Origin of the sequence: Sphingobium chlorophenolicum (assembly GCF_000722875.1) — a bacterium.
GTDB lineage: Bacteria > Pseudomonadota > Alphaproteobacteria > Sphingomonadales > Sphingomonadaceae > Sphingobium > Sphingobium chlorophenolicum.
Genome location: NZ_JFHR01000016.1, coordinates 56663 through 79278, shown reverse-complemented (window position 1 = coordinate 79278; position 22616 = coordinate 56663). Strand labels below are relative to the sequence as shown.

General features: G+C 66.0%; 15 protein-coding genes, 1 tRNA gene and 1 pseudogene. 11 read left to right on the top strand and 6 right to left on the bottom strand.

The window, feature by feature from the left end; genetic code table 11:
* The first annotated feature begins 12 nt into the window (after positions 1 to 12).
* The 9 genes and pseudogenes from BV95_RS08985 (at position 13) to BV95_RS08945 (ending at position 11532) form a co-directional block, all read left to right on the top strand.
* Positions 13 to 2280 (top strand): xanthine dehydrogenase family protein molybdopterin-binding subunit, encoded by a 2268-nt coding sequence (locus tag BV95_RS08985; protein WP_051749671.1) that lies wholly within the window; start codon positions 13 to 15, stop codon positions 2278 to 2280.
* Positions 2277 to 3257, top strand: coding sequence for a ferrochelatase (gene hemH / locus BV95_RS08980; protein ID WP_174544438.1), 981 nt, complete (start codon positions 2277 to 2279; stop codon positions 3255 to 3257). The genes BV95_RS08985 and hemH overlap by 4 nt, the downstream gene beginning before the upstream one ends.
* 34 nt (positions 3258 to 3291) lie before the next feature.
* A complete protein-coding gene (phbB, locus tag BV95_RS08975) occupies positions 3292 to 4014 on the top strand; it encodes an acetoacetyl-CoA reductase (protein ID WP_037450284.1) in 723 nt (240 codons plus the stop codon).
* Positions 4014 to 4283 carry a ribbon-helix-helix domain-containing protein gene (locus BV95_RS08970; RefSeq protein WP_037450282.1) on the top strand — a complete coding sequence of 90 codons (270 nt, stop codon included), beginning with the start codon at positions 4014 to 4016 and terminating at the stop codon, positions 4281 to 4283. Before phbB ends, BV95_RS08970 begins: the two co-directional genes overlap by 1 nt.
* Positions 4284 to 4369: 86 nt before the next feature.
* Entirely contained in the window at positions 4370 to 6751 is a 2382-nt protein-coding gene (locus BV95_RS08965; RefSeq protein WP_037450278.1) for a TonB-dependent receptor, read from the top strand.
* A 174-nt stretch (positions 6752 to 6925) separates the two neighbouring features.
* A pseudogene (locus BV95_RS08960) lies at positions 6926 to 7494 on the top strand (energy transducer TonB).
* Between the two features lie 111 nt (positions 7495 to 7605).
* Entirely contained in the window at positions 7606 to 10098 is a 2493-nt protein-coding gene (locus BV95_RS08955) for a TonB-dependent receptor (RefSeq protein ID WP_037450273.1), read from the top strand.
* 4 nt (positions 10099 to 10102) lie between these two features.
* On the top strand, positions 10103 to 10855 hold the full coding sequence (locus BV95_RS08950; protein ID WP_037450270.1) for a tetratricopeptide repeat protein: 753 nt from the start codon (positions 10103 to 10105) through the stop codon (positions 10853 to 10855).
* Positions 10849 to 11532 carry a Fe2+-dependent dioxygenase gene (locus BV95_RS08945; RefSeq protein WP_037450267.1) on the top strand — a complete coding sequence of 228 codons (684 nt, stop codon included), beginning with the start codon at positions 10849 to 10851 and terminating at the stop codon, positions 11530 to 11532. Before BV95_RS08950 ends, BV95_RS08945 begins: the two co-directional genes overlap by 7 nt.
* 153 nt (positions 11533 to 11685) lie before the next feature.
* Here the strand turns inward: BV95_RS08945 and BV95_RS08940 are convergent, their stop codons facing one another.
* The 4 genes from BV95_RS08940 to BV95_RS08925 form a co-directional block, all read right to left on the bottom strand.
* Positions 11686 to 12558 carry an FAD:protein FMN transferase gene (locus BV95_RS08940; protein ID WP_037450265.1) on the bottom strand — a complete coding sequence of 291 codons (873 nt, stop codon included), beginning with the start codon at positions 12556 to 12558 and terminating at the stop codon, positions 11686 to 11688.
* 107 nt (positions 12559 to 12665) lie between these two features.
* Positions 12666 to 13559: a DUF4198 domain-containing protein gene (locus BV95_RS08935; protein ID WP_037450263.1), complete on the bottom strand. Its 894-nt coding sequence runs from the start codon at positions 13557 to 13559 to the stop codon at positions 12666 to 12668.
* A gap of 14 nt (positions 13560 to 13573) precedes the next feature.
* A complete protein-coding gene (locus BV95_RS08930; protein WP_037450260.1) occupies positions 13574 to 14086 on the bottom strand; it encodes a DUF2271 domain-containing protein in 513 nt (170 codons plus the stop codon).
* A 16-nt stretch (positions 14087 to 14102) separates the two neighbouring features.
* Positions 14103 to 14750: a PepSY-associated TM helix domain-containing protein gene (locus BV95_RS08925; protein ID WP_037450257.1), complete on the bottom strand. Its 648-nt coding sequence runs from the start codon at positions 14748 to 14750 to the stop codon at positions 14103 to 14105.
* Between the two features lie 229 nt (positions 14751 to 14979).
* Here BV95_RS08925 and BV95_RS08920 point away from each other — a divergent pair, with 229 nt between their 5' ends.
* On the top strand, positions 14980 to 15879 hold the full coding sequence (locus BV95_RS08920; protein WP_037450368.1) for an MlaA family lipoprotein: 900 nt from the start codon (positions 14980 to 14982) through the stop codon (positions 15877 to 15879).
* Positions 15880 to 16059: 180 nt separating this feature from the next.
* On the opposite strand, the gene BV95_RS08915 is transcribed toward BV95_RS08920, so the two are convergent.
* Together BV95_RS08915 and BV95_RS08910 are read right to left on the bottom strand one after the other, a co-directional pair.
* Entirely contained in the window at positions 16060 to 20712 is a 4653-nt protein-coding gene (locus BV95_RS08915; RefSeq protein ID WP_037450254.1) for an NAD-glutamate dehydrogenase, read from the bottom strand.
* A gap of 227 nt (positions 20713 to 20939) precedes the next feature.
* The gene (locus BV95_RS08910; protein WP_037450251.1) at positions 20940 to 22211 is read right to left on the bottom strand and encodes a PAS domain-containing protein; all 1272 of its coding nucleotides are present in this window, start codon (positions 22209 to 22211) and stop codon (positions 20940 to 20942) included.
* Between the two features lie 181 nt (positions 22212 to 22392).
* On the opposite strand from BV95_RS08910, the gene BV95_RS08905 reads away from it, so the two are divergent.
* A tRNA-Thr gene (locus BV95_RS08905) sits at positions 22393 to 22468 on the top strand.
* Positions 22469 to 22616 lie beyond the last annotated feature (148 nt).

Genomic DNA, 22616 nt, shown 5'->3' with positions numbered 1-22616 from the left:
ATCAGCGGGGTCATGGGGCGCGCACCGCGAAAGCAGGGTCAGCAGACGGAAAGGGGTTTGAACCGGCGCGCTTTGCTGGTCGGCGGCGGCGCGACGGCGGGCCTGCTGCTGGCATGGGCGGTCTGGCCCCGCGCCTATCGCCCCAATCTCAACACCGCGCCGGGTGAAACCGCCTTCAACACCTTCCTGAAGATCGACCGGGCGGGGCAGATCATCGTCATCGTGCCGCAGACGGAGATGGGGCAGGGGGTCAGCACCCTGTTGCCGCAGATTTTGGCCGACGAACTGGGCGCGGACTGGCGCACCATAGGCGTGCAGAGCGCGCCCATCGGCCCGCTCTACGCCAATATCCTGCTGGCCCGCCAATGGCTGGCCAATGACTGGAGCAGGCTGGCCGGAGAGGCGGGCGAATGGGCCATCGATCAATATGCGACGCGCAGCGCGCTGATGCTGACCGGCGCGGGTACGTCGATCCCCATGTTCCACCAACCCTATCGGGAGGCGGGCGCTGCGGCGCGGGTGCTGCTGTGCAAGGCGGCGGCGGCGCGATGGGACGTGGCGTGGGAAAGCTGCGACATCCAGAACGGCATCATCTCCGACGGCGGAAAGCGCACGCTGAAACTGGGCGAAGTGGCGGAGGATGCCGCGACCTTCGACCTGCCCGACATATTGCCCTTTCGTCAGGCGGAGGTGGACCGGCTGGCGGGGCAGGAACTTCCCCGGCTCGACACCCCGTCCAAGATCGACGGCAGCCATGTCTTCGCCGCCGACGTCCGCCTGCCCGACATGGTCTTCGCCTCCATCCGGCAGGGACCGATCGGCGACGCGGTGCTGAAAAGCGTCAATGAAGGCGCGGCGAAATCCGTCGCCGGTTTCCTGAAACTGGTCCGGCGGGAACGCTGGGTGGCGGCGGTCGCCAGCAACTGGTGGGCGGCGAACAAGGCGCTGGACCTTGCCGATCCGCTCTTCGAACTTGCCGGAAAACCGGTCGACAGCGCGGGGATGGAGGCGGCGCTGGAACGGGCCTTTTCCGCGTCCGGCGAGCGTCTCTACGCGCAGGGCGACCTGAAGCCCCTGTTCAAGGATGCGACCATCATCGCCAGCGAATATCGGGTGCGGCCCGGCCTGCATCTGGCGCCGGAGCCGATGTGCGCCACTGCCCGCATCGGCGACGACGGGGCGGAGGTGTGGATGGCGACCCAGGCGCCCGGTCTTGCGCGGGCCGCCATCGCCAAAGCGCTGGACCTGTCGCCGGGGGCGGTGACGCTCTATCCGCTGCATGCGGGCGGCGGCTATGGGCGGCGGATGGATCATGACGCGGGGGTGCAGGCGGCGCTGCTCTCCCGGGAGATGAAGCGGCCTGTCCAACTGCTCTGGTCGCGGCTGGAGGATGTGGTGCAGGACCGGCCCGGCGCGCCCGCCCATGCGCGCATGGCGGCCCGGCTGGGCCGCAACGGGGCGATAGAGGGCTGGTTGGCGAAGGTCGCCGCCCCCTGCGCCATGACCCAGACATGGGCGCGCATCGCCGACGGCAAGCCGCCGCACGAAGCCGCCGCAGCCTCCGCGGACATCTCCACCCGGCTGGCGGTGGCGGGCATGGAACTGCCCTATGCCGTGCCCAACTGGGCGGTGGATCATTTCCCCGCCGATATCGGCCTGCCGTTGGGCTTCACGCGGGGCAACGCGCATCTGCACGGGGCCTTCTTCACGGAAAGCTTCATGGATGAACTGGCCCATCAGGCGCAGATGGAGGCCATGTCCTTCCGCATCCAGATGCTGGGCGGCAATCCCCGGCTGGCGCATTGCCTGACCACGGTCGGCGCGCTGGGCGGCTGGCAGGGCGGCATAGAGGGCAGCGGGCAGGGGCTGGCCGCCCATGCCATGAACGGCGCTTACATAGCGGTCATGGTGGAGGCGGCCATTGTCGAGGGCAAGTTACAGGTCGGCCGGATCGTCGCCGCCGTCGACGGCGGGGAGCAGGTCAATCCCGACATTGCCCGGCAGCAGATAGAAAGCGGCCTGATCCACGGGCTGGCCATGGCCATGGGCGCATCCGTCCCCTATGCGAAGGCCATGCCGACGCGGGCGATATTGGGCCGCATGGGCCTGCCGCGACTGGCGGATATCGGCGAAGTGACCGTGGAACTGATCCGCAGCACCGCGCCGCCCGCAGGCCTCACCGATCTGGGCGTGCCCGTGGTCGCGCCTGCGGTGGCCAATGCGCTGTTCACCACCACCGGGCGGCGGTTCCGCAGCCTGCCGCTGTTGATGGAAGGATGAAGGACTTGGGCAAGGTTGGCCTGCTGGTCATCAATCTGGGCACGCCGGACGGGCCGGACCCGGCGTCGGTGCGGCGCTATCTGGCCGAATTCCTGTCCGACCCGCGCGTGGTGGAGATTCCGCAACTCCTGTGGCAGCCGATCCTGCGCGGCCCGATCCTGCTGACCCGGCCGAAGAAATCCGCCCATGCCTATCGGCAGGTGTGGATGAAGGACGGGTCGCCGCTCGCCGTCTACACCCGCGACACGGCGCGGGGGTTGCAGGAAAGATTGGGACCGGATGTGATGGTCGACTGGGCCATGCGCTACGGCAATCCCTCTATCGGCACACGGCTGGCGGCGATGATCGCGGCAGGGTGCGGCCGCATTTTGCTCGCGCCGCTCTATCCCCAATATTGCGCGGCGACGACGGCCACCGCGCTGGACGCCGCCTATGCCGCGCTGGGGAAGATGCGGGCGCAGCCGGCGATCCGCACCCTGCCGCCCTATCATGCCGACCCCGCCTATATAGAGGCGCTGCGCGCATCGACGCAGGCGCAACTGGCCGCGCTGGATTTCGCGCCGGACCTGCTGATCGCCAGCTTCCACGGCATGCCGGAACGGACGCGGCAACTGGGCGATCCCTATCGCGACCAGTGCGTGGAAAGCGCCCGCCTGCTGGGCGAAGCGCTGGGGCGGGAGGTGCGGGTGACGTTCCAGTCCCGCTTCGGCCGCGCCAAATGGCTCGGCCCCGCCACGGACGAGGCGCTGCGGCAGCTTCCATCCGAAGGGATTGCGAACATCGCCGTCCTGACCCCCGGATTCTCGGCCGATTGCCTCGAAACCCTAGAGGAAATCGCGATACGCGGCAAAGAGGAATTTATCGCATCCGGCGGTAATAATTTTGTCCATTTAAGTTGTTTGAACGCGTCTCCGGACGCTATGAATCTCTATGAGAATCTGGCCCGTCGCGAACTGGCCGGCTGGCTGGAGGGGTGAGTTTCGTCCTGTCTTTTTCTTGAGGAGAGCCACAATGAGCAAGGTTGCAGTCGTCACGGGCGGAACGCGTGGCATTGGCGAGGCGATCAGCCTGGCGCTCAAGGAAATGGGGTTCACCGTCGCCGCCAACTATGCGGGCAACGACGCCAAGGCCCAGGCCTTTTCGGACAAGACGGGGATCGCGTCCTTCAAATGGGACGTGGGCGATCATCAGGCCTGCCTGGACGGCTGCGCGCAGGTGGCCGAAGCGCTCGGCCCGATCGACGTGGTGGTCAATAATGCAGGCATCACGCGGGACGGCGTCCTGGCGAAGATGAGCTTCGACGACTGGAACGAAGTGATGCGCATCAATCTGGGCGGTTGCTTCAACATGGCGAAGGCGACGTTCGAGGGGATGCGCCAGCGCGGTTGGGGCCGTTTCGTCAATATCGGATCGATCAACGGGCAGGCGGGCCAATATGGCCAGGTCAATTACGCCGCCGCCAAGTCGGGCATCCATGGCTTCACCAAGGCGCTGGCGCAGGAAGGCGCGAAATATGGCGTCACCGTCAACGCCATCGCGCCCGGCTATATCGACACGGACATGGTCGCCGCCGTCCCCGCCCCGGTGCTGGAAAAGATCGTCGCCAAGATTCCGGTCGGCCGTCTGGGCCATGCCGATGAAATCGCGCGCGGCGTCGCCTTTTTCTGCAGCGAGGATGGCGGCTTCGTGACCGGCAGCACCCTGTCGATCAACGGCGGGCAGCATATGTACTGATGATAGGGGCGGATGCTTCCGAAGGCGTTTCGGCGGCATCGCCCTTCGCCCCGCCGGTCAAGCGCAGCGTGACCATTGCGGGGCATCAGACCGCCATCAGCCTTGAACCGATATTCTGGCACGCCCTCCGCGCTGCGGCGGCGCGGGAGGGCCTTCCCGTCAACGCGCTGATCGCGCGCATCGATGTGGCGCGCATGGCGGCCGTCGATCCCCCAAATCTGGCGAGCGCGATAAGATGCTGGCTATTCGAGGATATTATGCGGCGGTAAAATAATAATTATTCGCAATAGCATTGACTCTGAGAACGAGTCTCAATAGCAGACGCCCCTGAGTTAAAGATAAGGGGATCTGTTTCATGTCCAAGCCACTGTCACGACCATCCTTCCTGGCGCTAAGCTGCGTCGGCGCGATGGCTTTCGCTTCCAGCGTACAGGCGCAGGATGCAAAGCTAGGCGGGATGACGGTCACCGACACGGCGATCGACGAATCGCCGATCAAGGTCGAGAAGGCGGAATCCCCCAAATATACCCGCCCGCTGCTGGACACGCCGCAGACCATCACCGTGATCAACAAGGAAACCATCAAGCAGCAGAATCTGCTGACGCTGCGCGACGTGCTGTCGACCGTGCCCGGCATCACCTTCGGCGCGGGCGAGGGCGGCTTCGGCTATGGCGACCGCATCATCCTGCGCGGCCAGGACGCGAAGAACGACGTGACCGTCGACGGCGTGCGTTCCGGCGCGTTCCTGAACCGCAACGAAGTCTATAATATCGAACAGGTCGAAGTCACCAACGGCGCCAATTCGGTCATGAACGGCGGCGGTTCTGTCGCTGGCACGATCAACCTGGTGACGAAGCGTCCGCTGGCCGACGACCAGACGATCCTGAACGCGGGCATCGGCACCGACAATTATTACCGCGCCACCGTCGACGCCAACAAACGCGTCAACGATCTGGTCGCGGTGCGCCTGAACGCCGTCTACCACCGCAACGACGTGCCCGGCCGCGATGTCGAGGATTATGAACGCTGGGGCATCGCGCCCGCCGTCACCTTCGGCATCGACGGGCCGACCAGCCTGACGCTGCAAGGCGAATATCTGGATGACAAGGCGATGCCGCAATATGGCGTCCGCTATTATCCCGAGCAGGGTGGCATCCTGAAGGAGTTCGACCGGGAGGGCTATTATGGGTTCGCCAATATCGACCGGCAGGACAGCAAGACGAAGTCGTTGCAGACGATCTTCTCCCACGCGTTCAGCGACACGCTGAAAATCCGCAACCTGACCCGGTATGAGAATATCAGCCAGCATACCGTCACCAGCCAGCCCAATGGCGACTTCTGCCTCTCCACCGGGGTCCAGCCCAGCGGAGCGGCCTGTCTCGCGACCGTGCCGCCCGGCTACTTCATGCCGAACCGGGGTAATGGCCGGGGCAATACGCGCTTCATCAAGAATGAGACCGCCTATACGCAATTCGACCTCAGCGCCGATTTCGACACCGGCGGCGTCGGTCATACGCTGGTGCTCGGCGCTTCGGCGCTCTGGGAAAAATACAACCAGTTGAACGGCAACATCATCCGCAACGCGGACGGTTCCAATCCGTTCGCAACCGCCTATCCGTTGGTGAACATCTCCAACCCCGGCGAGTTCATCACTGGCCCGGCTGGCTTCACCTATGGCCGCAACGTCTATGAAGGGCCGATCAACTTCATCCGGTCCGGCCGTAACCTGGGCGAGCAGACCAGCTATGCCGCCTATCTTTTCGACACGCTGAAATTCGCCGACTGGTTCGAGATCAACGGCGGCCTGCGGTATGAAAAGGCCAAGGGGTGGAACCGGAACGTCACCTATGACGCTACGGCCGGCTCCGCCACGCTCGGCAATCCGACCGGCGTATCGGCGGCGACCCGCATCGACGACACGCTCTTCTCCTACCGCGTGGGCGCGGTGGTGAAGCCGACGCAGGCCACCAGCATCTATGTCGCCTACGGCAATTCCAAACTGCCCTCCAAGGCGTCGGTCGATGGAAGCTGCACGGTAACCGATGCCGATAATCAGGTCGGCACCTGCTTCCTGAAGCCGGAAACGACGGAAAATTACGAGATCGGCGCGAAGGCCGAACTGTTCGACCGCCAGTTGCTGGTCTCCGTCGCCCTGTTCCGCAACGACCGGAACCAGATCAAGCTCGTCTCGGGCGATCCCACTGTGCCCAACCAGGTGTTGGACGGCAAGCAGCGGGTGGAGGGCTTCTCCTTCGGCGCGTCGGGCAACATCACCCCGAACTGGACGATATCGGCCAACTATATGTATCTGAAGGCGAAGATCCGGCAGGGCGTCTCCGACTTCTGCCTGGCCAATCCGGGTCAGGGCAGTTGCACCAACTCGCCCACCGATCCTGATCCCACCGCCCGCACCCTGCTGCCCAACACGCCGAAGCATTCCGGCAGCCTGTTCACCACCTACCGTTTCGACTTCGGGTTGGAACTGGGTTACGGCATCACCTACCAGGGCAGCTTCCAGCTCAACCCCACGGCGGCGGCGATCTACAGCGTGCCCAGCTACACCATCCACCGCTTCATGGCCTCCTACCCGATCACGGAGAATCTGAAGGCGCAGGTGAACGTGCAGAACTTCACGAACGAAAAATATGTGACGACCGTGCGCAACAATGTGAACAGCAGTTGGGCCCAGCCCGCCCCGACGCGGTCGGCGGTACTCAGCCTCAACTATCAGTTCTGATCGACCCATACCCCCCAGCACCGTCCCTTGCTGGGGGTAAGCGGGCGGGCGGCGATACACTCTCTCCTCCTCGGGTCGCCGCCCGCCCGTCCCTTTTTTGAAGATGCGATTGATTCGCATTAGAATACGCGTTATGGACAGGCTCTCGCCGCAGGGCCGCAAAGGGGATCTGGCATGCTTCGCGTAGCGGATAGATTTGTTGAAGAGGCGCAGGACGACTCGTTCGCGCCGTCCCGACCGACGCTCGCGATCATCCCCGGCAGAGCGGCCGAACCCGCGACGCCCCCCGCCCGCTACGGCGCGAAGGGCGGCGTGAACGTCCCCGCCGTCATCCTGATCCTGCTGGCCCATGCCATCGTGATCGCTGCCCTGATCCAGGCCCGCCAGCATGTGCAGCGCGTGCGGGAAACCCGCCTCTCGGTCGTGAACCTGACGCCGCCGCCAGCGTCGTGCAGGGCGGCGACCTGGGCGCGCGCATGATCGCGGGCAAGCCGCCCCGCTACCCCATCGACAGCCGCCGCAAGCGGGAGCAGGGCACGGTCGTCCTCGCCCTGACGCTGGGGCTGGACGGGGCCGTGGAAAATCTGGCCATCGCGCAGAGCAGCGGCTTCCCCCGGTTGGACCATGCCGCCCGCGATGCCGTGCGCGGCTGGCGGTGGAAGCCGCTGATGCGCGACGGCCAGCCCGTCCGGGTCAGGGGCGTGGTCGAAATCCCCTTCGTCCTGCGGTCAGAAACGGAGTGAGGAGGGGTCGGCAGACTGCCGCCCGCCTGCTTTTGTTTCTCAATAGTGTTTGACTCTGCGAACGCGTCTCAATAACTGGCCTCGAAACGAGGGAAAAGGGGACCAATCGCCATGCAATCCGTCAACCGCCGACGCTCCGCGCCCGCCTTTCTGGCGCTCGGCTGCGTCGGGGCGTTCGCATCGAGTCCCGCCCTGGCGGTCGACAATGCGGACGAAGCTGCGGTCGATCAGCAGGCGGATGCGGGCCAGATCATCGTCAACGGCCGCTATAATCAGGACATCATCTCGCCCAAGGCGACCGCGCCGCTGATCAACACGCCGCGCTCGGTCGCCATCGTCAGCGAAAATGTGATCAAGGACACCGGCTCCGCCACGCTGGTGGAGGCGCTGCGCACCGTGCCCGGCATCACCTTCGGCGCGGCGGAGGGCGGCAATCCCATCGGCGACCGTCCCTTCATCCGCGGCTTCGATAGCCAGGGCAGCACCTATGTCGACGGCGTGCGCGACACGTCGGCGCAGTCGCGGGAAACCTTCGCGGTAGAGCAGATCCAGGTCGTGCGCGGCTCCGACAGTTCGCTGGGCGGGCGCGGCAGCGCGGGCGGTTCGCTGAACATCATCACCAAACTGCCCCGCGACCGCGATTTCGCGAGCGCCGACCTGTCCTACGGCACGGCGGACTATAAGCGGATCACGGCGGACCTGAATTACCGGCTGACCGATTCGGTCGCCTTCCGCGTGGCGGGCATGTGGCACGATCAGGAAGTGGCCGGCCGCGACGCCCTCTGGCAGAAGCGCTGGGGCGTGGCGCCCTCGCTCACCATCGGTATGAACGCGCCGACGCAGTTGACGCTGTCCTGGTATCATCTGGATACGGATGAACTGCCCGACAGCGGCTTGCCCTATCGCTATGTCTGCTCGACCACCGTGTGCAACGCGCCGACCGGCTTCACCTTTTCCGAACCGATGGTCGGGGACGTGACGCTGGCGACCGGCGCCACCGGCCATGTCGACCGCGACAGCTTCTACGGCCTCAAGAACCGCGACTTCCGCGAGAGCAAGACGGGCCAGTTCACCGTCCGCGCGAGCCATGATTTCGGCGGCGTGACGCTGCGCAACACCGCGCGCTACAGCCATAACAGCCAAGCCTATATCTACACCCAGCCCGACGACAGCCAGGGGAACGCCTTCAACAGCGGCCAGGTCTGGCGCCGCGCCAACACCCGCTATGGCTATGTCGACACGCTGTCGAACCAGATCGACCTGTTCGGCAAGTTCAACACCGGCGGGATCGAGCACAGCTTTTCCGCAGGCGCGGAACTGAGCTGGGAAAAGGCGCGACGCGGCACCTTCAACGTGACCACGCGGCATTTTTCCAGCGGCACCACCAACGGCCCCTCGTGCAGCCCGGCGCAGGTCGCGACCTTCGACTGCACCAGCCTGTTCAATCCCAACCCGTCCGATCCCTGGGTCAATCATGTGGACGGCAATTATGCCGCCACCGGCCCGATCACGCGCACGACGCCGGGGCAGGAAACGCAGAACAACGCCAACACGAAGGCGATCTACGCCTTCGATTCGATCAGCATCGGCCAATCGCTGATCCTGAACCTGGGCGCGCGCTACGACGATTATCGTTCGAAGGTGGCGCTGCCGCTCATCAACGGCGTGACGCCGACGGTCAGCCGTGACGACGGCATATTCAACTGGCAGGCGGGCCTGATCTTCAAGCCGACCGCCAACACCAGCCTCTACGCCTCCTATGCGACATCGGCCACGCCGCCCAACAGCCTGCTGGGCGAAGGGCAGGAAGGCAACAGCTTCGGCACCATCGCCGCCACCACGACCCCGGCGCAGACCGCCGCCGCCATCGCCGCGCTGCGCGCCGCCGCCGATGCGGCGCTGAAGGTCGAACGCACCAAGAGCTACGAAATCGGCGCCAAGGCGGACCTGTTCAATTCCCGCCTGTCGCTGAACGTCGCGCTGTTCCGCACGGAAACGAAGAACGCCCGCGTCACCGGCCCGAACAACACGGTCGAATATATTGGCGAGCGTCTGATCAAGGGCGTGGAATTCGGCTTCAACGGCGAAATCCTGCCCAAGTGGAGCATATTCGGCGGCTATACCTATATGGACGCGAAAATCGTCGACGGCGGATTCACCGCGTTGACGGCGGCGGCGGTCCCCGGTCAGGCGGCCAAGACCGTTCTGGTGCCGTCCGTCAACAACGGCCGCCAGTTCCCGCAGACCGCCAAACACAGCTTCTCGCTCTGGACCAATTATGAAGTCCTGCCGAAGCTCAATATCGGCGGCGGCGCCTTCTATATGAGCCGGGTCTTTGGCGGCTATGCCGACAACCGCGCCGCGACGCAGAACGGCGCAGGCGTGGTGACGGTCAGCCCCGCGACCAGGATCATCGCGCGTTCGGTGCCCAGCTATTGGCGCTTCGACGCCCGCGCCAGCTATGAATTCGACGAGCGGATCGGCCTCAGCGTCAATATTCAGAACCTGACGAACAAGACCTATTTCAGCCAGGCCTTCTCCAACCATTATGCGACGATGGCGGCTGGCCGGTCGGCCTTCGCGACGCTCAGCGTCAAATATTGATGCGATGACCGCACCGGTCCCGCCTTCGCTGGCCCAATTGAGCGCGATGGGCGCCGACACGCTCGCCGCGCGGCTGGCGGAACCGGGGACGGATCGCGTCGAACTGATCCGGGTCGCGGCGGAAGGGGGCGTGGCGCAGGCGCAGATCGTGCTGGGGCAGATGCTGCTCGACGGCGTCGAACTGCCCGCCGATCCGCGCGCAGCCTTCGGCTGGTTCAACCGGGCCGCCGCCAGCCACGACATGTTCGCGCTCAACATGGTCGGGCGCTGCTATGAACTGGGCTGGGGCGTGGCCGTCGATCCGGATCGGGCGACGGAATGCTATCGCGTCGCCGCCGGGCGGGGCCTGGCCGAGGCGGTGTATAATTACGCCACGCAACTGGCCCTGAAGGGCGATCATGAAGCGGCGCTGGACTGGTATCGCAGGGCGGCGGACGATCCGGGCCTGATCGGGGCCAAGGCGGCCAATTATATCGGCAGCTTTCATGAGGATGGCTGGGCCGTCGCGGTGGACCGGGCGCAGGCGTTCCGCCATTATCGGATCGCGGCGGAGGGCGGCGATTTTCGCGGCCAGTTCAATCTGGCCCGCCTGCTGGCGGAGGATGGTGCGACGGAAGAGGCGCTGCGCTGGCTCCGCCGGGTGCGGGAAACGGCGACCCCCGCCTTCATGGAGAAGGCGGCGGACCATCTGCGCCAATCATCATTGCGGCAGGTGGGTCTGGCCGCCCTGCTGGGACAGGAGTCGCCGACATGCTGACCGTCATTCCCGAATTGCTGGACGCCGATACGGTACGGCGCGTGCGCGACCTGATCGACGCGGCGCAGTGGGTGGACGGCAATGTCACCTCCGGCCATCAATCGGCGCTGGCCAAGCGCAACCTGCAATTGCCGGAGGATTGCGCGGAGGCGAAGCAGGCGGGCCAGGTCGTGCTGGACGCGCTGGGCCGCTCGCCCCTGTTCATCGCCGCCGCATTGCCGCTCAAGGTGTTTCCGCCGCTGTTCAACAGCTATGCGGGCGGACAGGCGTTCGGCACCCATGTCGACAATGCCGTGCGGATTCAGGCCGGTACAGGCTTCCGCGTGCGGTCGGACCTGTCGATCACCGTCTTTCTGGAGGAACCGGAAAGCTATGACGGCGGTGAATTGACGGTCGAAACCAATTTCGGCGTGCAGCAGGTGAAGTTGGCGGCGGGACATGCGGTCCTCTACCCCTCATCCTCGCTGCATCGGGTAGAGCCGGTGACGCGGGGGCGGCGGGTGGCCAGCTTCTTCTGGCTCCAGTCGATGGTGCGCGACGACGCGGCGCGGCAGATGCTGTTCGACCTCGACAGCAGCATTCAGGCGCTGGCGGTAGAACTGGGCCACGACCAGGCGCAGGTCATCCGCCTGACCGGCGTATATCACAACCTCCTCCGCCGCTGGGCCGACGCCTAAAAATCCTCCCTATGCGAAGCATGGGGAGGGGGACCGCCGCCGAAGGCGGTGGTGGAGGGGAAATTCGGAGGTCGCGCCCCATTCCCCTCCGTCGACGCTACGCGCCGCCACCTCCCCATCTCCCGATGGGGAGGAATAGGATAGCTCCACCCATCACCCCAACATCGCCGCCATCACAGGCGTCATATATTCCTGCCCCCCGGCACCCACTCGCCGTATCAGACAGGCAGCAATCCCATGCCGGGCAGCCAGCGCCATCCCCCGCTCATGCCCCAATATCGTGATCGCGGTCGCCCAGGCATCCGCCATCATCGCGCTGTCATGACACACGGTAACGGAGGCGACGTCATTCGCAACCGGCCCCCCGACCGCCGGGTCCAAACTGTGCGAAAGCCGCTTGCCCCCTTCCTCGCGAAACCGCCGATAGTCCCCGGAAGTCGCCACCGACAACCCGCACAAAGCAATCCGCAACACAGGCAGCGACAATCCAGGCGGAGCCTCCACATCGACCCACCATGGCTGAAGGTCCGGCTTCACGCCCTGACCCCGCAATTCCCCGCCAATCTCGATCAAAAAATGCCCCGCGCCCATTTCCCGCAGCGCCGCCGCCACGGCATCCACCGCGAACCCCTTGGCGATGCCCGAAAAGTCCAGCGTCACGTCGGCCATGCGCCGGGCGCGGTCGTCCGCAACCTCGATGGCCGTCCAGGGGGAGGGATGATTGGGCGCCGCCGACAGCCCGGTCAGCCCATCCGGACCAAAGCCCCATTGCGCCACAAGACGGCCTATCGCCGGATCGAACGCCCCGCCCGACAGCCGCGCCATGTCCAGCCCTGCGCGCAGCACCGTCATCATGTCGGCGGGCAGGGCCATCCATTGCCCCACAGGCGCGGCGTTGAAGCGGCTGATCGCGGAGTCCGCTTCCCAATTGCTCATCTGCGCGATGACGCGGTTCAGCACCGCCTCGATGGCGGCCTCGCTTCCGGGCGGCGGGTCGACGATGCGGGCCGACCAGCTCGTGCCCATGGTCGGCCCGCCATAATCGCCGATCCGCCCCAGCCTGTTTCCCGCCCCGAAGGCGTCGGGCGACAGGCCGGGCGGAATGGCGATGCGGATAGGGGTAGGGGAGGGGGTCAGCCCTGCACCTCCACCGTCATGGCATAGGTGGCGCGGTCCTGCGGCGGACCCATGGGCCGGGGGCCACCCTGACCCGCCGGAGCAGCCGCGCCCTGCGCGCCGCCCGGACCGCCTGCGCCCGGCCCTTCACCCGGACCACGCCGTCCGCCGCTGCTCAGGCTGACCCAATACATGCCCGCTTCCGGCCAGGTGAATGTCACCTTGCCCTGCGCGTCGGTCTTGGCGTCCATCTGCTTCAGGTCGGCGCGGTAGCGGATGCCGCCGGGGATCGCGACCACGTCCAGCCCGGCGGCGGGCTTGCCGTTCAGCAGGAACTGGAAGGTCGCCGCTTCCCCCACGGCCAGATCGTTCGGATGGGTGACGGGCACCATTTCCAGCCCCTTGCCGGTCGTGGCGAAGGCCTTCCGGTCCGGCTCGCCCGCCGTCACGAAGGTTTCGATGCGGGTGGTCGCCGTGGCGGTCTGCACGTCGGTCGCGCCCTGCGGCACGGCGGTCGCCAGCGTGGCGGCGGTGGTGCCGCGCGGCAGCATCTTGCGCTCGCCGTTCAGCATGTAATTGCCCATCAGCATTTCGTTGACGACGGCGATCCTGTACGTCCCCTTCGCCTTGATCCCCAGGTCGAATGTCTGGCGCAGCTTGCCGACGGAGCGGTTTTCGACCTGCGCCGTGCTGCCGTCGGGCGCGGTGACGACCGGCTGCCAGTCCTGCCCCGGATGGTCGAAATAATAAAGGTCGCTGGAAATGGCGGCGTCCACCGTCAGCCATTCATTGCCCGAACCCGCGAACATGGTTTCGGACGGCAGCAGCCAGGGCCGCGCCGCGCCCGCCATCTGCGGCACGGCAATGGCAGCGGTGGCGGCGATCAGCAGCAGCTTGCGGAACCCGGTCATGGCCATGCTCCCCCTCAACGCGCCAGAACGGCGCTGACCGCGCCCAGTTCGAACTGGCCCGTCGCGCTGCCCTTGCCCCCTGCGGCCGTCACGTTGAGCGGCACGCGCACCACTTCACGCCCGCCATTTTCGCGGGCGGCCTCCACCGCGACGGTATATTTGCCCGGCGCCAGCGTGCCCACCGCGAAGCTCAGCTTATGCGTGCCCGGAGCGCGGGTCGCGCCCGATATGCCGTCGGCGGGCAGCGTCAGCGACCGGCCCGAAGCCCGCCACCACATGCGGATGTCGCGCAGCCATTTGACGCCGCCATTATTCCGCTTGTCGACATCATAGAGCACCGACAGGGTGCGGGCGGGCGCGCCCTCCTTCTCCAGCCACACCGCCACATAGGGCCGGTGATATTCGGCCACCGACAGGCGCGGCAGGGTGAGCGTGACGTCCAGCGTCTGCGCGGTCGCGGGTGCGGCCAGGGCGGTCGCCGCTCCCAAAACGCTGCCGGTCAGGACGATCTTGTGGCTGATCTGCATGAGGTAAAAATCCCCCTTAGTGGATGAAGATGATGGCGAGGATCGCCGGAATGGCCAGGCCCATGGCGACCAGCGGCCAGGTGGTCGGCCGCTTCTTGGCATGCAGCCACAGCAGCACCAGCCCGGTCAGCGCGAACAGGAAGCAGGCGATAGCGAAGATGTCGATGAACCATTTCCACACATCGCCCGCGTTGCGGCCCTTGTGCAGGTCGTTCAGATAGCTGATCCACCCCCGGCTGGTCGCTTCACTGGCGACTTCGCCGCTGTGCCGGTCGATCGACACCCAGCCGTCGCCGCCCGGACGGGGCAGGGCCAGATACACCTCGTCCGCCGACCATTCCGCTTCGCCCCCGCCGCTCTGGCCGACCTGCTTTTCCACCCAAGCCGCGATGGGGGCGGGCAGGGGCTTCTTCGCGTCCGGCCCGTCATCGGCCGCGACCTGCTGCAACAAAGCGGGCGGCAGGGTGGCGGATTTGGTGATCGTCTGCGGCGACCCCTCCACATCGGCGGCATGGTTCAGCGTGATCCCGGTAAAGGCGAACAGCAACAGCCCGATCAGGCTGATCGCCGAACTCACCCAATGCCAGGTGTGAAGCTGTTTCAGCCAGAAGGCCTTGGGGCTCTTCTTCTTCTTGTTCGGCTGAGCGCGGACGGGAGCGTGCATCGGAAGCGGGACGAGTCCTCTATGGGATAAGGCCGGTTCCATAACGCGAACGACTCGCAATTGCAAACAGCAGCTTGGCCGAAATTGTATCAAAATGTACGGGCGGCTCCGGCCGGGGCGGCGTCGACCCGCTATTGACGGGTGATCCCATCCCCACTAGCCGCCTTGGCAAGGGGGGTCGTATGGAAACGTCATCGATTCCGATGGCTTGCCCGCAAAGGACGAACATATGCTGACGTCGGCCATTGCCGCTGGAATGATGATGATGGGCGCGCAGGCCGCGGGAACGGGCGCCAGCCCCCCGGATGCGACCCAGACGCTGGTCGTGCCGCCGCCCCCGGTCATGCCGAACCTGCCCGGCACCACCACCACCGCTCCGCCGGCCACCGCGCCGGGCGACATCGTCGTCACGGGCCACACGCGCCCGCCGCCGGGCGATCCGCTGGAACGGCTGAACGAAAAGAGTTTCCAGACGGTGCAGGCGGTCGACAAGGCCGTGGTGGAGCCGGTCGCCAAGGCCTATAACAAGGGCCTGCCCAAGCCGGTGCGCAAGGGGCTGCGCAACTTCTTCTCCAATTTGCAGGAGCCGGTGGTGTTCCTCGCCTATATGCTCCAGTTCAAGCCGGGCAAGGCGATGGAGACGGCGGGCCGCTTCACCGTCAACACGACGCTGGGCGTTGCGGGCCTGTTCGACGTGGCGAAGCGCAAGCCCTTCTTCCTGCCCTATCGCCCCAACGGCCTCGCCAATGTGCTGGGCTATTATGGGGTGGGTCCGGGGCCGTACATGTATCTGCCGATCGTCGGGCCGACGACGCTGCGCGACATCGTCGGGGATACGGTGGACAAGCTGATCGTGCCCTTCGCCGTGGGCAAGCCGTTCAACGAGCCCAAATATGTGATCCCGGCGACGATCCTGAACCAGTTGGGCCAGCGCGCCGCGTTCGACGAGACGATCCAGCAGATCCGGGATGAGGCCAATCCCTACGCCTATTATCGCGAACTCTATCTGAAACAGCGCAAGGCGGAGATAGAGGCGCTGCACGGCCGCACGCCGGAGGAACCGGTGACGCCGGTTTATGGGCCGGGTTTAGGGAAAACGCCGCCGCCGGAGCAAGTTCCGACCCCGTAGGCAGCGAGGACAAGACCCGCCCTCTCCTATTCCTCCCCATCGAGAGATGGGGAGGGGGACCGCGCGAAGCGTGGTGGAGGGGAATGGGGCACGACCTCCGAATTTCCCCTCCACCAGCCTTCGGCCGGTCCCCCTCCCCACGCTGCGCGTAGGGAGGAATTTAAAGACGGCGGGGAGAAATCACCGCCCCAACAACCCCCGCGCCTGCCCGGCAATCTCCGCCAGCATCGCCACATTCGGCGTCGCCGCCGCCTTGGCGCGATGGACCAGGGCTCGGAACTGCTGGATGCGCGCGCCCTTCTCCTTCAACCAAGCCTCGACATGATGGGCGATGTCCTTGCCCTTCCCCTGCGCCAGGAAGTCCAGCCGCACCTGCTGCATGTCCCGCGCCACGCCGGAAATCAGCAGCCGCTCCCACGGATCGGACGGCTCCATGCGGGCGGCGGTGGATTGCACCCAGTCGATGCCGACCGCCTCGCCCAAATGGGTAAAGGCCCGCGTCAACGCCACCTCATCCACCGACAGCCGCCCCGCCAGCGCGGCGATGCCGACCGCCCCGTCCAGCTTGAACAGCCCGGCGGCCCGGCGCGCCAGCCCTTCCGGCGCGCCCAGCGCCAGCAGCCGGTCCGTCACCGCCGCGACCCGGCGCAGCGCTTCGCTGGTCAGCAGGTCGTCCACCTGCTTCGCCAGCTTTTCCACGCCGCCCGCCAGCGCGGCATGGCCCGCCTGCGGCAAGGTGCCGGGCGACAGGCTGCGCAATATGTCCGCGATCTGCGCCCGCATGCCGCTGGCGATGTCGCCGAACAGGGCGAGCCGGGCGGCCTCCGACATTTCCGCCGCGTCGATATCGTCCCACAGGCGATGAATGTCGTACAGCCGCTCCGCGATCAGGAAGGCGCTGGCCAGATCGGCCAGCGAGCAGCCCTCCTCCTCCGCCAGTTCGAACGGGTGGATCAGGCCCAGCCGGTTGACGATGCGGTTCGCGACCTTGGTGGCGATGATCTCCTTCGCCAGCGCATGGGCGGCGATGGCGTCCGCCTCCTTCTTGCGCATCGCGGGCGGGAATGCCTGCGCCAGTTCGCCGCCCATGCTGGCGTCGCTGGCCAGATCGCCATGCTCGATCGCGTCCTGCAACGCCAGCTTGGCGGTCGACAACAGTACCGCCAGTTCGGGCCGGGTCAGCCCCTGCCCGTCCTGCCCGCGCCGCAGCAACTGGTCGTTGGCGGCCAGCCCCTCCACCTGACGGTCCAGCCGCCCCGATTCCTCGAACGTCTCGATCAGCCGCACATAGCTGGCCAGATCCGCCGCGCCGCCCGCCTCCGCGATGGAAAGGCCCAGCGCCTGCAACCGGTTATCCTCCAGCACGATGTCGGCCACCGCGTCGGTCATGCCGACCAGCAATTTATTGCGGTCGTCGAAGGACAGGCGGCCTTCCGCCATTTCCTTGTTCAGCGCGATCTTGATATTGACCTCATTGTCCGAACAATCGACGCCCGCGCTATTGTCGATGAAGTCGGTGTTGATCCGCCCGCCGCGCAGGGAAAAGGCGATGCGCGCCGCCTGCGTCGTGCCCAGATTCGCGCCTTCGCCCACCACCTTCACGCGCAACTGTTCGGCATTGACGCGCAGCCGGTCGTTGGCCGGATCGCCCACTTCGCCATGGCTTTGCGCGGCCGCCTTCACATAGGTGCCGATGCCGCCGAACCACAGCAGGTCGTTGGGGCTTTTCAGGATGGCGGAGATCAGCGCGGTCGGCTCCATCTCCGCATCGGTCACGCCCAATATCGCCTGCACTTCGGGGGTCAGCGCTATGCTCTTCAGGCTGCGCGAAAAGACGCCGCCGCCTTTGGAGATCAGCTTCTTGTCATAATCCTCCCAGCTTGACCGGGGCAGGGCGAACAGGCGGCTCCGTTCCTCCCACGACTTGGCCGGATCGGGATCGGGGTCCAGGAAGATGTGGCGGTGGTCGAATGCGGCGACCAGCTTGATCGCCTTGCTCAGCAACATGCCGTTGCCGAACACGTCGCCCGACATGTCGCCGCAACCGACGACGCGCACCGGTTCGCTCTGCACGTCGACGCCCATTTCCGCGAAATGGCGCTTCACGCTGATCCACGCGCCCTTGGCGGTGATGCCCATCGCCTTGTGATCATACCCGTTGGAACCGCCGCTGGCGAAGGCGTCGCCCAGCCAGAAGTCCCGCTCCAATGCGATGGCGTTGGCGACGTCGGAAAAGGTCGCCGTGCCCTTGTCCGCCGCGACCACGAAATAGGGGTCGTCGCCGTCATGGATGACGACCTGCGCGGGATGCTTCACCTTGCCCTTGACGATATTGTCCGTGACCGACAGCAGCGACCGGATGAAGATGCGATAGCTTTCCGTCCCCTCCGCGAACCAGGCGTCGCGGTCGACCTGCGGGCTGGGCAACTGCTTGGGGTAGAAGCCGCCCTTGGCCCCGGTGGGCACGATGACGGCGTTCTTCACCCGCTGCGCTTTCATCAGCCCCAAGACTTCCGTGCGGAAATCGTCGCGCCGGTCGGACCAGCGCAGCCCGCCGCGCGCCACCGGCCCGGCGCGCAGGTGGATGCCCTCGACGCGGGGGGAATAGACCCAGATTTCGCGCCACGGCAGCGGCGCGGGCAAGCCCGGTATCTGCGCGCTGTCCAGCTTGAACGCCAATGCTTCCTGCGCGGCGGGCGCGTAGAAATTGGTGCGCAACGTCGCGGTGATGACGGCGCGCAGCAGGCGCAGCACGCGGTCCTCGTCAATCGCCGTCACCTGCTCCAGACCCGCGTCGATGGCGGCCTGCGCGGCGGCGGCGCGGGCCGCGCCATCCTTGGCGGCGGGGTCGTGCAACGCCTCGAACAGTTCGATAAGCTGGCGGGCAATGCCCTGCTCGCGGCGCAGCGTCTCGGCAAAGGTCGCCATGCCATAGGCCATGCCGGTCTGGCGCAGATAGCGGAACAGGGCGCGCAGCAGCACGACCGACCGCTGGTCCAGCCCCGCCGTCACGATCAGTTCGTTGAACCGGTCATTTTCCGCCACGCCCTCCGTCACTTGCGCGATGGCTTCGGTGACGATGTCGGCGCGGGCGATCACCGCGTCGGCGTCGCCAGCGGGCAGTTCCAGCACGAAGCGCTGGACATGGCCCAACGCGCCGCCCTCGACCGCCGTCATCATCTCCTCGATCACGCGGAAGCCGAAATTCTCGAAGGCGGGGACGACTTCGGACAGGGCGATGGCGTCATGGCTGTACAGTTTCAGCCGCAGCCGTTCGGGCGTGTCCTCGCCATTGCGGTAGATGCGGATCGACTTGTCGCCGGGGCCGGACAGGCCGTGCAGCAGGCGGATGTCGATGGCCGCCTCGGCCGGACCCGCGCCGTTGCGATAGCCCATGGGGAAACCGGCGGCATAGCGTTGGGCGAGGGCGGCGGCGCGGCCCGCCTCCTCCGTCTCGGCCAGCGCTTCCTCCACGGCGGGCAGCCAGCCGCGCACCATCTGCTTCAACTGCCGATCCAGCGGCTGTTCGTCCGGCTCCACCCCGCCGTCGCGCAGGTCCAGCGTGATGCGCAGCAGCGCAAGGCCGCTTTCCTCCAGCGCGATGGACCAGCTCAGCACCGGGCCGTTGCAGGCCTGGGACAGCATGTCCTGCACCGCCACGCGCCGCGCCGTCGTCAATTCCTCACGCGGCAGCCAGGCGAAGGCGTAGAGATGGCGGGCCAGCGCGCTGGTGCCCAGCACCAGCTTCGGCCGGGGCCGGTCGGTCAGCGACATGAAGGTCAGCACCAGCCGCTCCAGCGTCTCCCGTTCGAAACCGATCAATATGTCGTGGGGCAGGGCGGTCAGCGCATGGGTCAGCACCTTGCCCGCATGGCCGTGCGGGTCGAAATTGAACTTGTCCATCAGCGCCGACAAGGCGGATCGCAGCAGCGGCACCTTGTCCGGCGTGGTCGCCAGCCCCGCGCTGGTCCACATGCCCGCATGGATCGACAGGGCGGTGACCTGCTTCCCCTCCCGCACCGGCACGATGATCAGGTCCAGCAACACCCGGCGATGGACGCGGGACAGGCGGTTGGACTTGATGATCAGGGGGGTGCGCTTGCCCTCCTCGAACCATGTGAAGGCCGCCTCTATGGTGGCGGGGGCCAGCATCGGCTGGTCGTGCAGGCCGCACACGCCGATGCGCGCGCCTGCCTTGCCGTCGCGGCGGCGCACTTCATGGCCGATCTGGGTGAAATGGCGCGCCAGGAACCAGCGCAGCAGGGCCGCGCCTTCCTCATCGGGCACGGCGTCCGCGTCGGCCGCCAGCGCCTCGCGCATCTTCGGCCAGTCGGCGACGGCGGCGCGCACGTCGGCCAGCGTCTCCTCCAGCGTCTTTTCCAGCGCCCGGCGGGCCTTCGCGTCGGCGCGGTCGGCCTCGATATAGATCATCGATTCCCGGCGGGCGCCGGGCGTGTCGTCGTCCAATATCGCCTTCAAACGGCTGTCGCCGTCGCGCTCGACCGACAGGACGGGATGCAGCAGGCGGTGGATGATGATGTCGGCGGCGGCCAGCGCATTGGCGATGCTGTCCACCAGGAACGGCATGTCGTCATTGACGATGGCGATCCGCATGAAGCGCCCGGTCGCCCCCTCGCCCAGCGTCTCCATGGCGATGGCGACATGGCCGGTGCGGCGGGCGGCGGCGGTGCGGGCGATGAAGGCGGCGGCGTCCAGCACCGCGTCATGATCGAAGCCCTCGCTCTCGCCGGGCAGCGCGCCCCGCGCCAGCGCCGTTTCCAGAGCGTCCCTTATGCCGTGGTCAACCTGCTTCGATTCAGCCAATGCCGTCATGCGTCTGCCTCTTGCCTGCGGATTTTCCCGCCTCCCCATGAACGGAGAAAGCGCCGGAGACCGCCACGCGACCTCTCTATCCGCGCCGCCCACTATGCGCCACCGCGTCGTGAGGCTCAAGCCAGAGTTGGAAATAAAATTACGCTAAATTGAAATAATATGATGCACCGCAACATGATATGCCCGGCACCTCGCCAAATCATTCATGTACTGAACGCCGACCGGCTCTAGCTGGCAGCAGCCACAATGGCCCGCTGGCTCAGCTCCGACCCTTCCGGCACCGCGCCCACCAGAACGAGCGAACCGTCCTTCTCCCGCCGGGCGATGACCACCGCCAGCCCGTCGCCATCGGTCGCGACCGTAAGGGGATCGATCGCCGCCGCCGCCTTCATCGCGGCGCGGGCGGTCTGCTGCCGGTCGGGCTTGGCCGGGCCATCGGTGCGGCGCTGGGCGCGCTCGTCCCGGACCAGGGCCTTCAGGCCACCGTCATAATTGGCAAGATAATCCCCAAAAGCGCCCAGCCCGATGCCATTGGCGCGGGCATGGTCCAGCGCAGTCGCATATTCGGTGATGCGCGTCTTGTCGTAGCTGGAACCGAAGACCAGCTTCACCACGGCGGTCATCGGGGCGCGGGCCTGAACCTTCAACCCGCTATTGTCGAGCAGTTCGGCATATTCCTCCGGCCGGGCGATGGTGACCAGCGCGAAATCGTAGCTAAGGCCGATGGCGCGATAGAGCGCGGCATGGCTGCGCGCTTCGCTGGTGCGCGCCTGCTCCGCGCTGTCGCGGGCCAGCGCCAGCCAGTCGGCCAGCGGCGCATCCTCATCCGGACTTTCCATGCCGCTCAGGTCAAGCGTGCCGAAATCCTCAGCCGCCGGGCCATCCGCCCAGATCGGCGCGACCGTCGGCGCGGCAGGACTGGAGAGCAGGGCGGCCTCCACCTCCCGGTCGATTTCCGCGGTGATCGCCTGACTGACCGCTTCTTTCCAGTTGATGACGCCGAAGACGAAATCGATCGTCTCGTCATCGGATGAAAAGGGCATCAATATGCCGCGATACAGGATTTCCGCCCCGCGCTGATTGACGAAGCCCGCCTCGAACCCGATGGGCGCGGCATTGGCGATGATCTGGAGATAATGGTCGGTCAGCCGCGACAACAGCGACCGCGCAGGCACATCATTGATATAACGGATCGACCCGTCGATCTCGCACTCTTCCCGCAACGCGCTGCCGAGATAGACGATGGCGGGATTTTCCAGCCCGGTGCTGAAATCAAGCAGGACGCTGTTGGGTCCGAAATCCTCCAGATCCTGGGGGGTCAGATCCTCGATGGAGGGCAGGCTGCGCTCTCCCAGCAGCGACGCCCAATAATTATAGGCGCGCACCTGCATCCGCCGCTCTTCAGAGCCGACGAGCGGCGGCGTTTCGATCGCCGCGTCGTCCGCGGACTCGAAATCGTCCGCTTCACTGGCGATTCCATATCCCCGCAGAATGTCCATTCAGTCGGTCCCTGGCCCAGGCAAAAGCTTATTCGAGACTCGACAATGCCATGGGATGGTAAACATGCCGTAAAGACGCGGACGAAAGATGGTCCGATGCGGTTTGACGCCGGATGGGACGGATGAATCGCATTTGCCCGCTTGTCCTGCGGCCAAAGCGCTGTTATCTGCCCGCCCCAACGCCGCTTTAGCTCAGTTGGTAGAGCACATCATTCGTAATGATGGGGTCACGTGTTCGAGTCACGTAAGCGGCACCAGGAATGCCCTTTTCGAGGGGGCTAAAGCCTCGAAAAACCACGGAAAATCTGGTATAATCGGGCATCGGCTTTCCGGTGAGGCCCCACCTGTCCACCTCCATCCAGGTGATTTGGGGGCCCTAAATTGGGGGCCTTACGGACGTTCAAG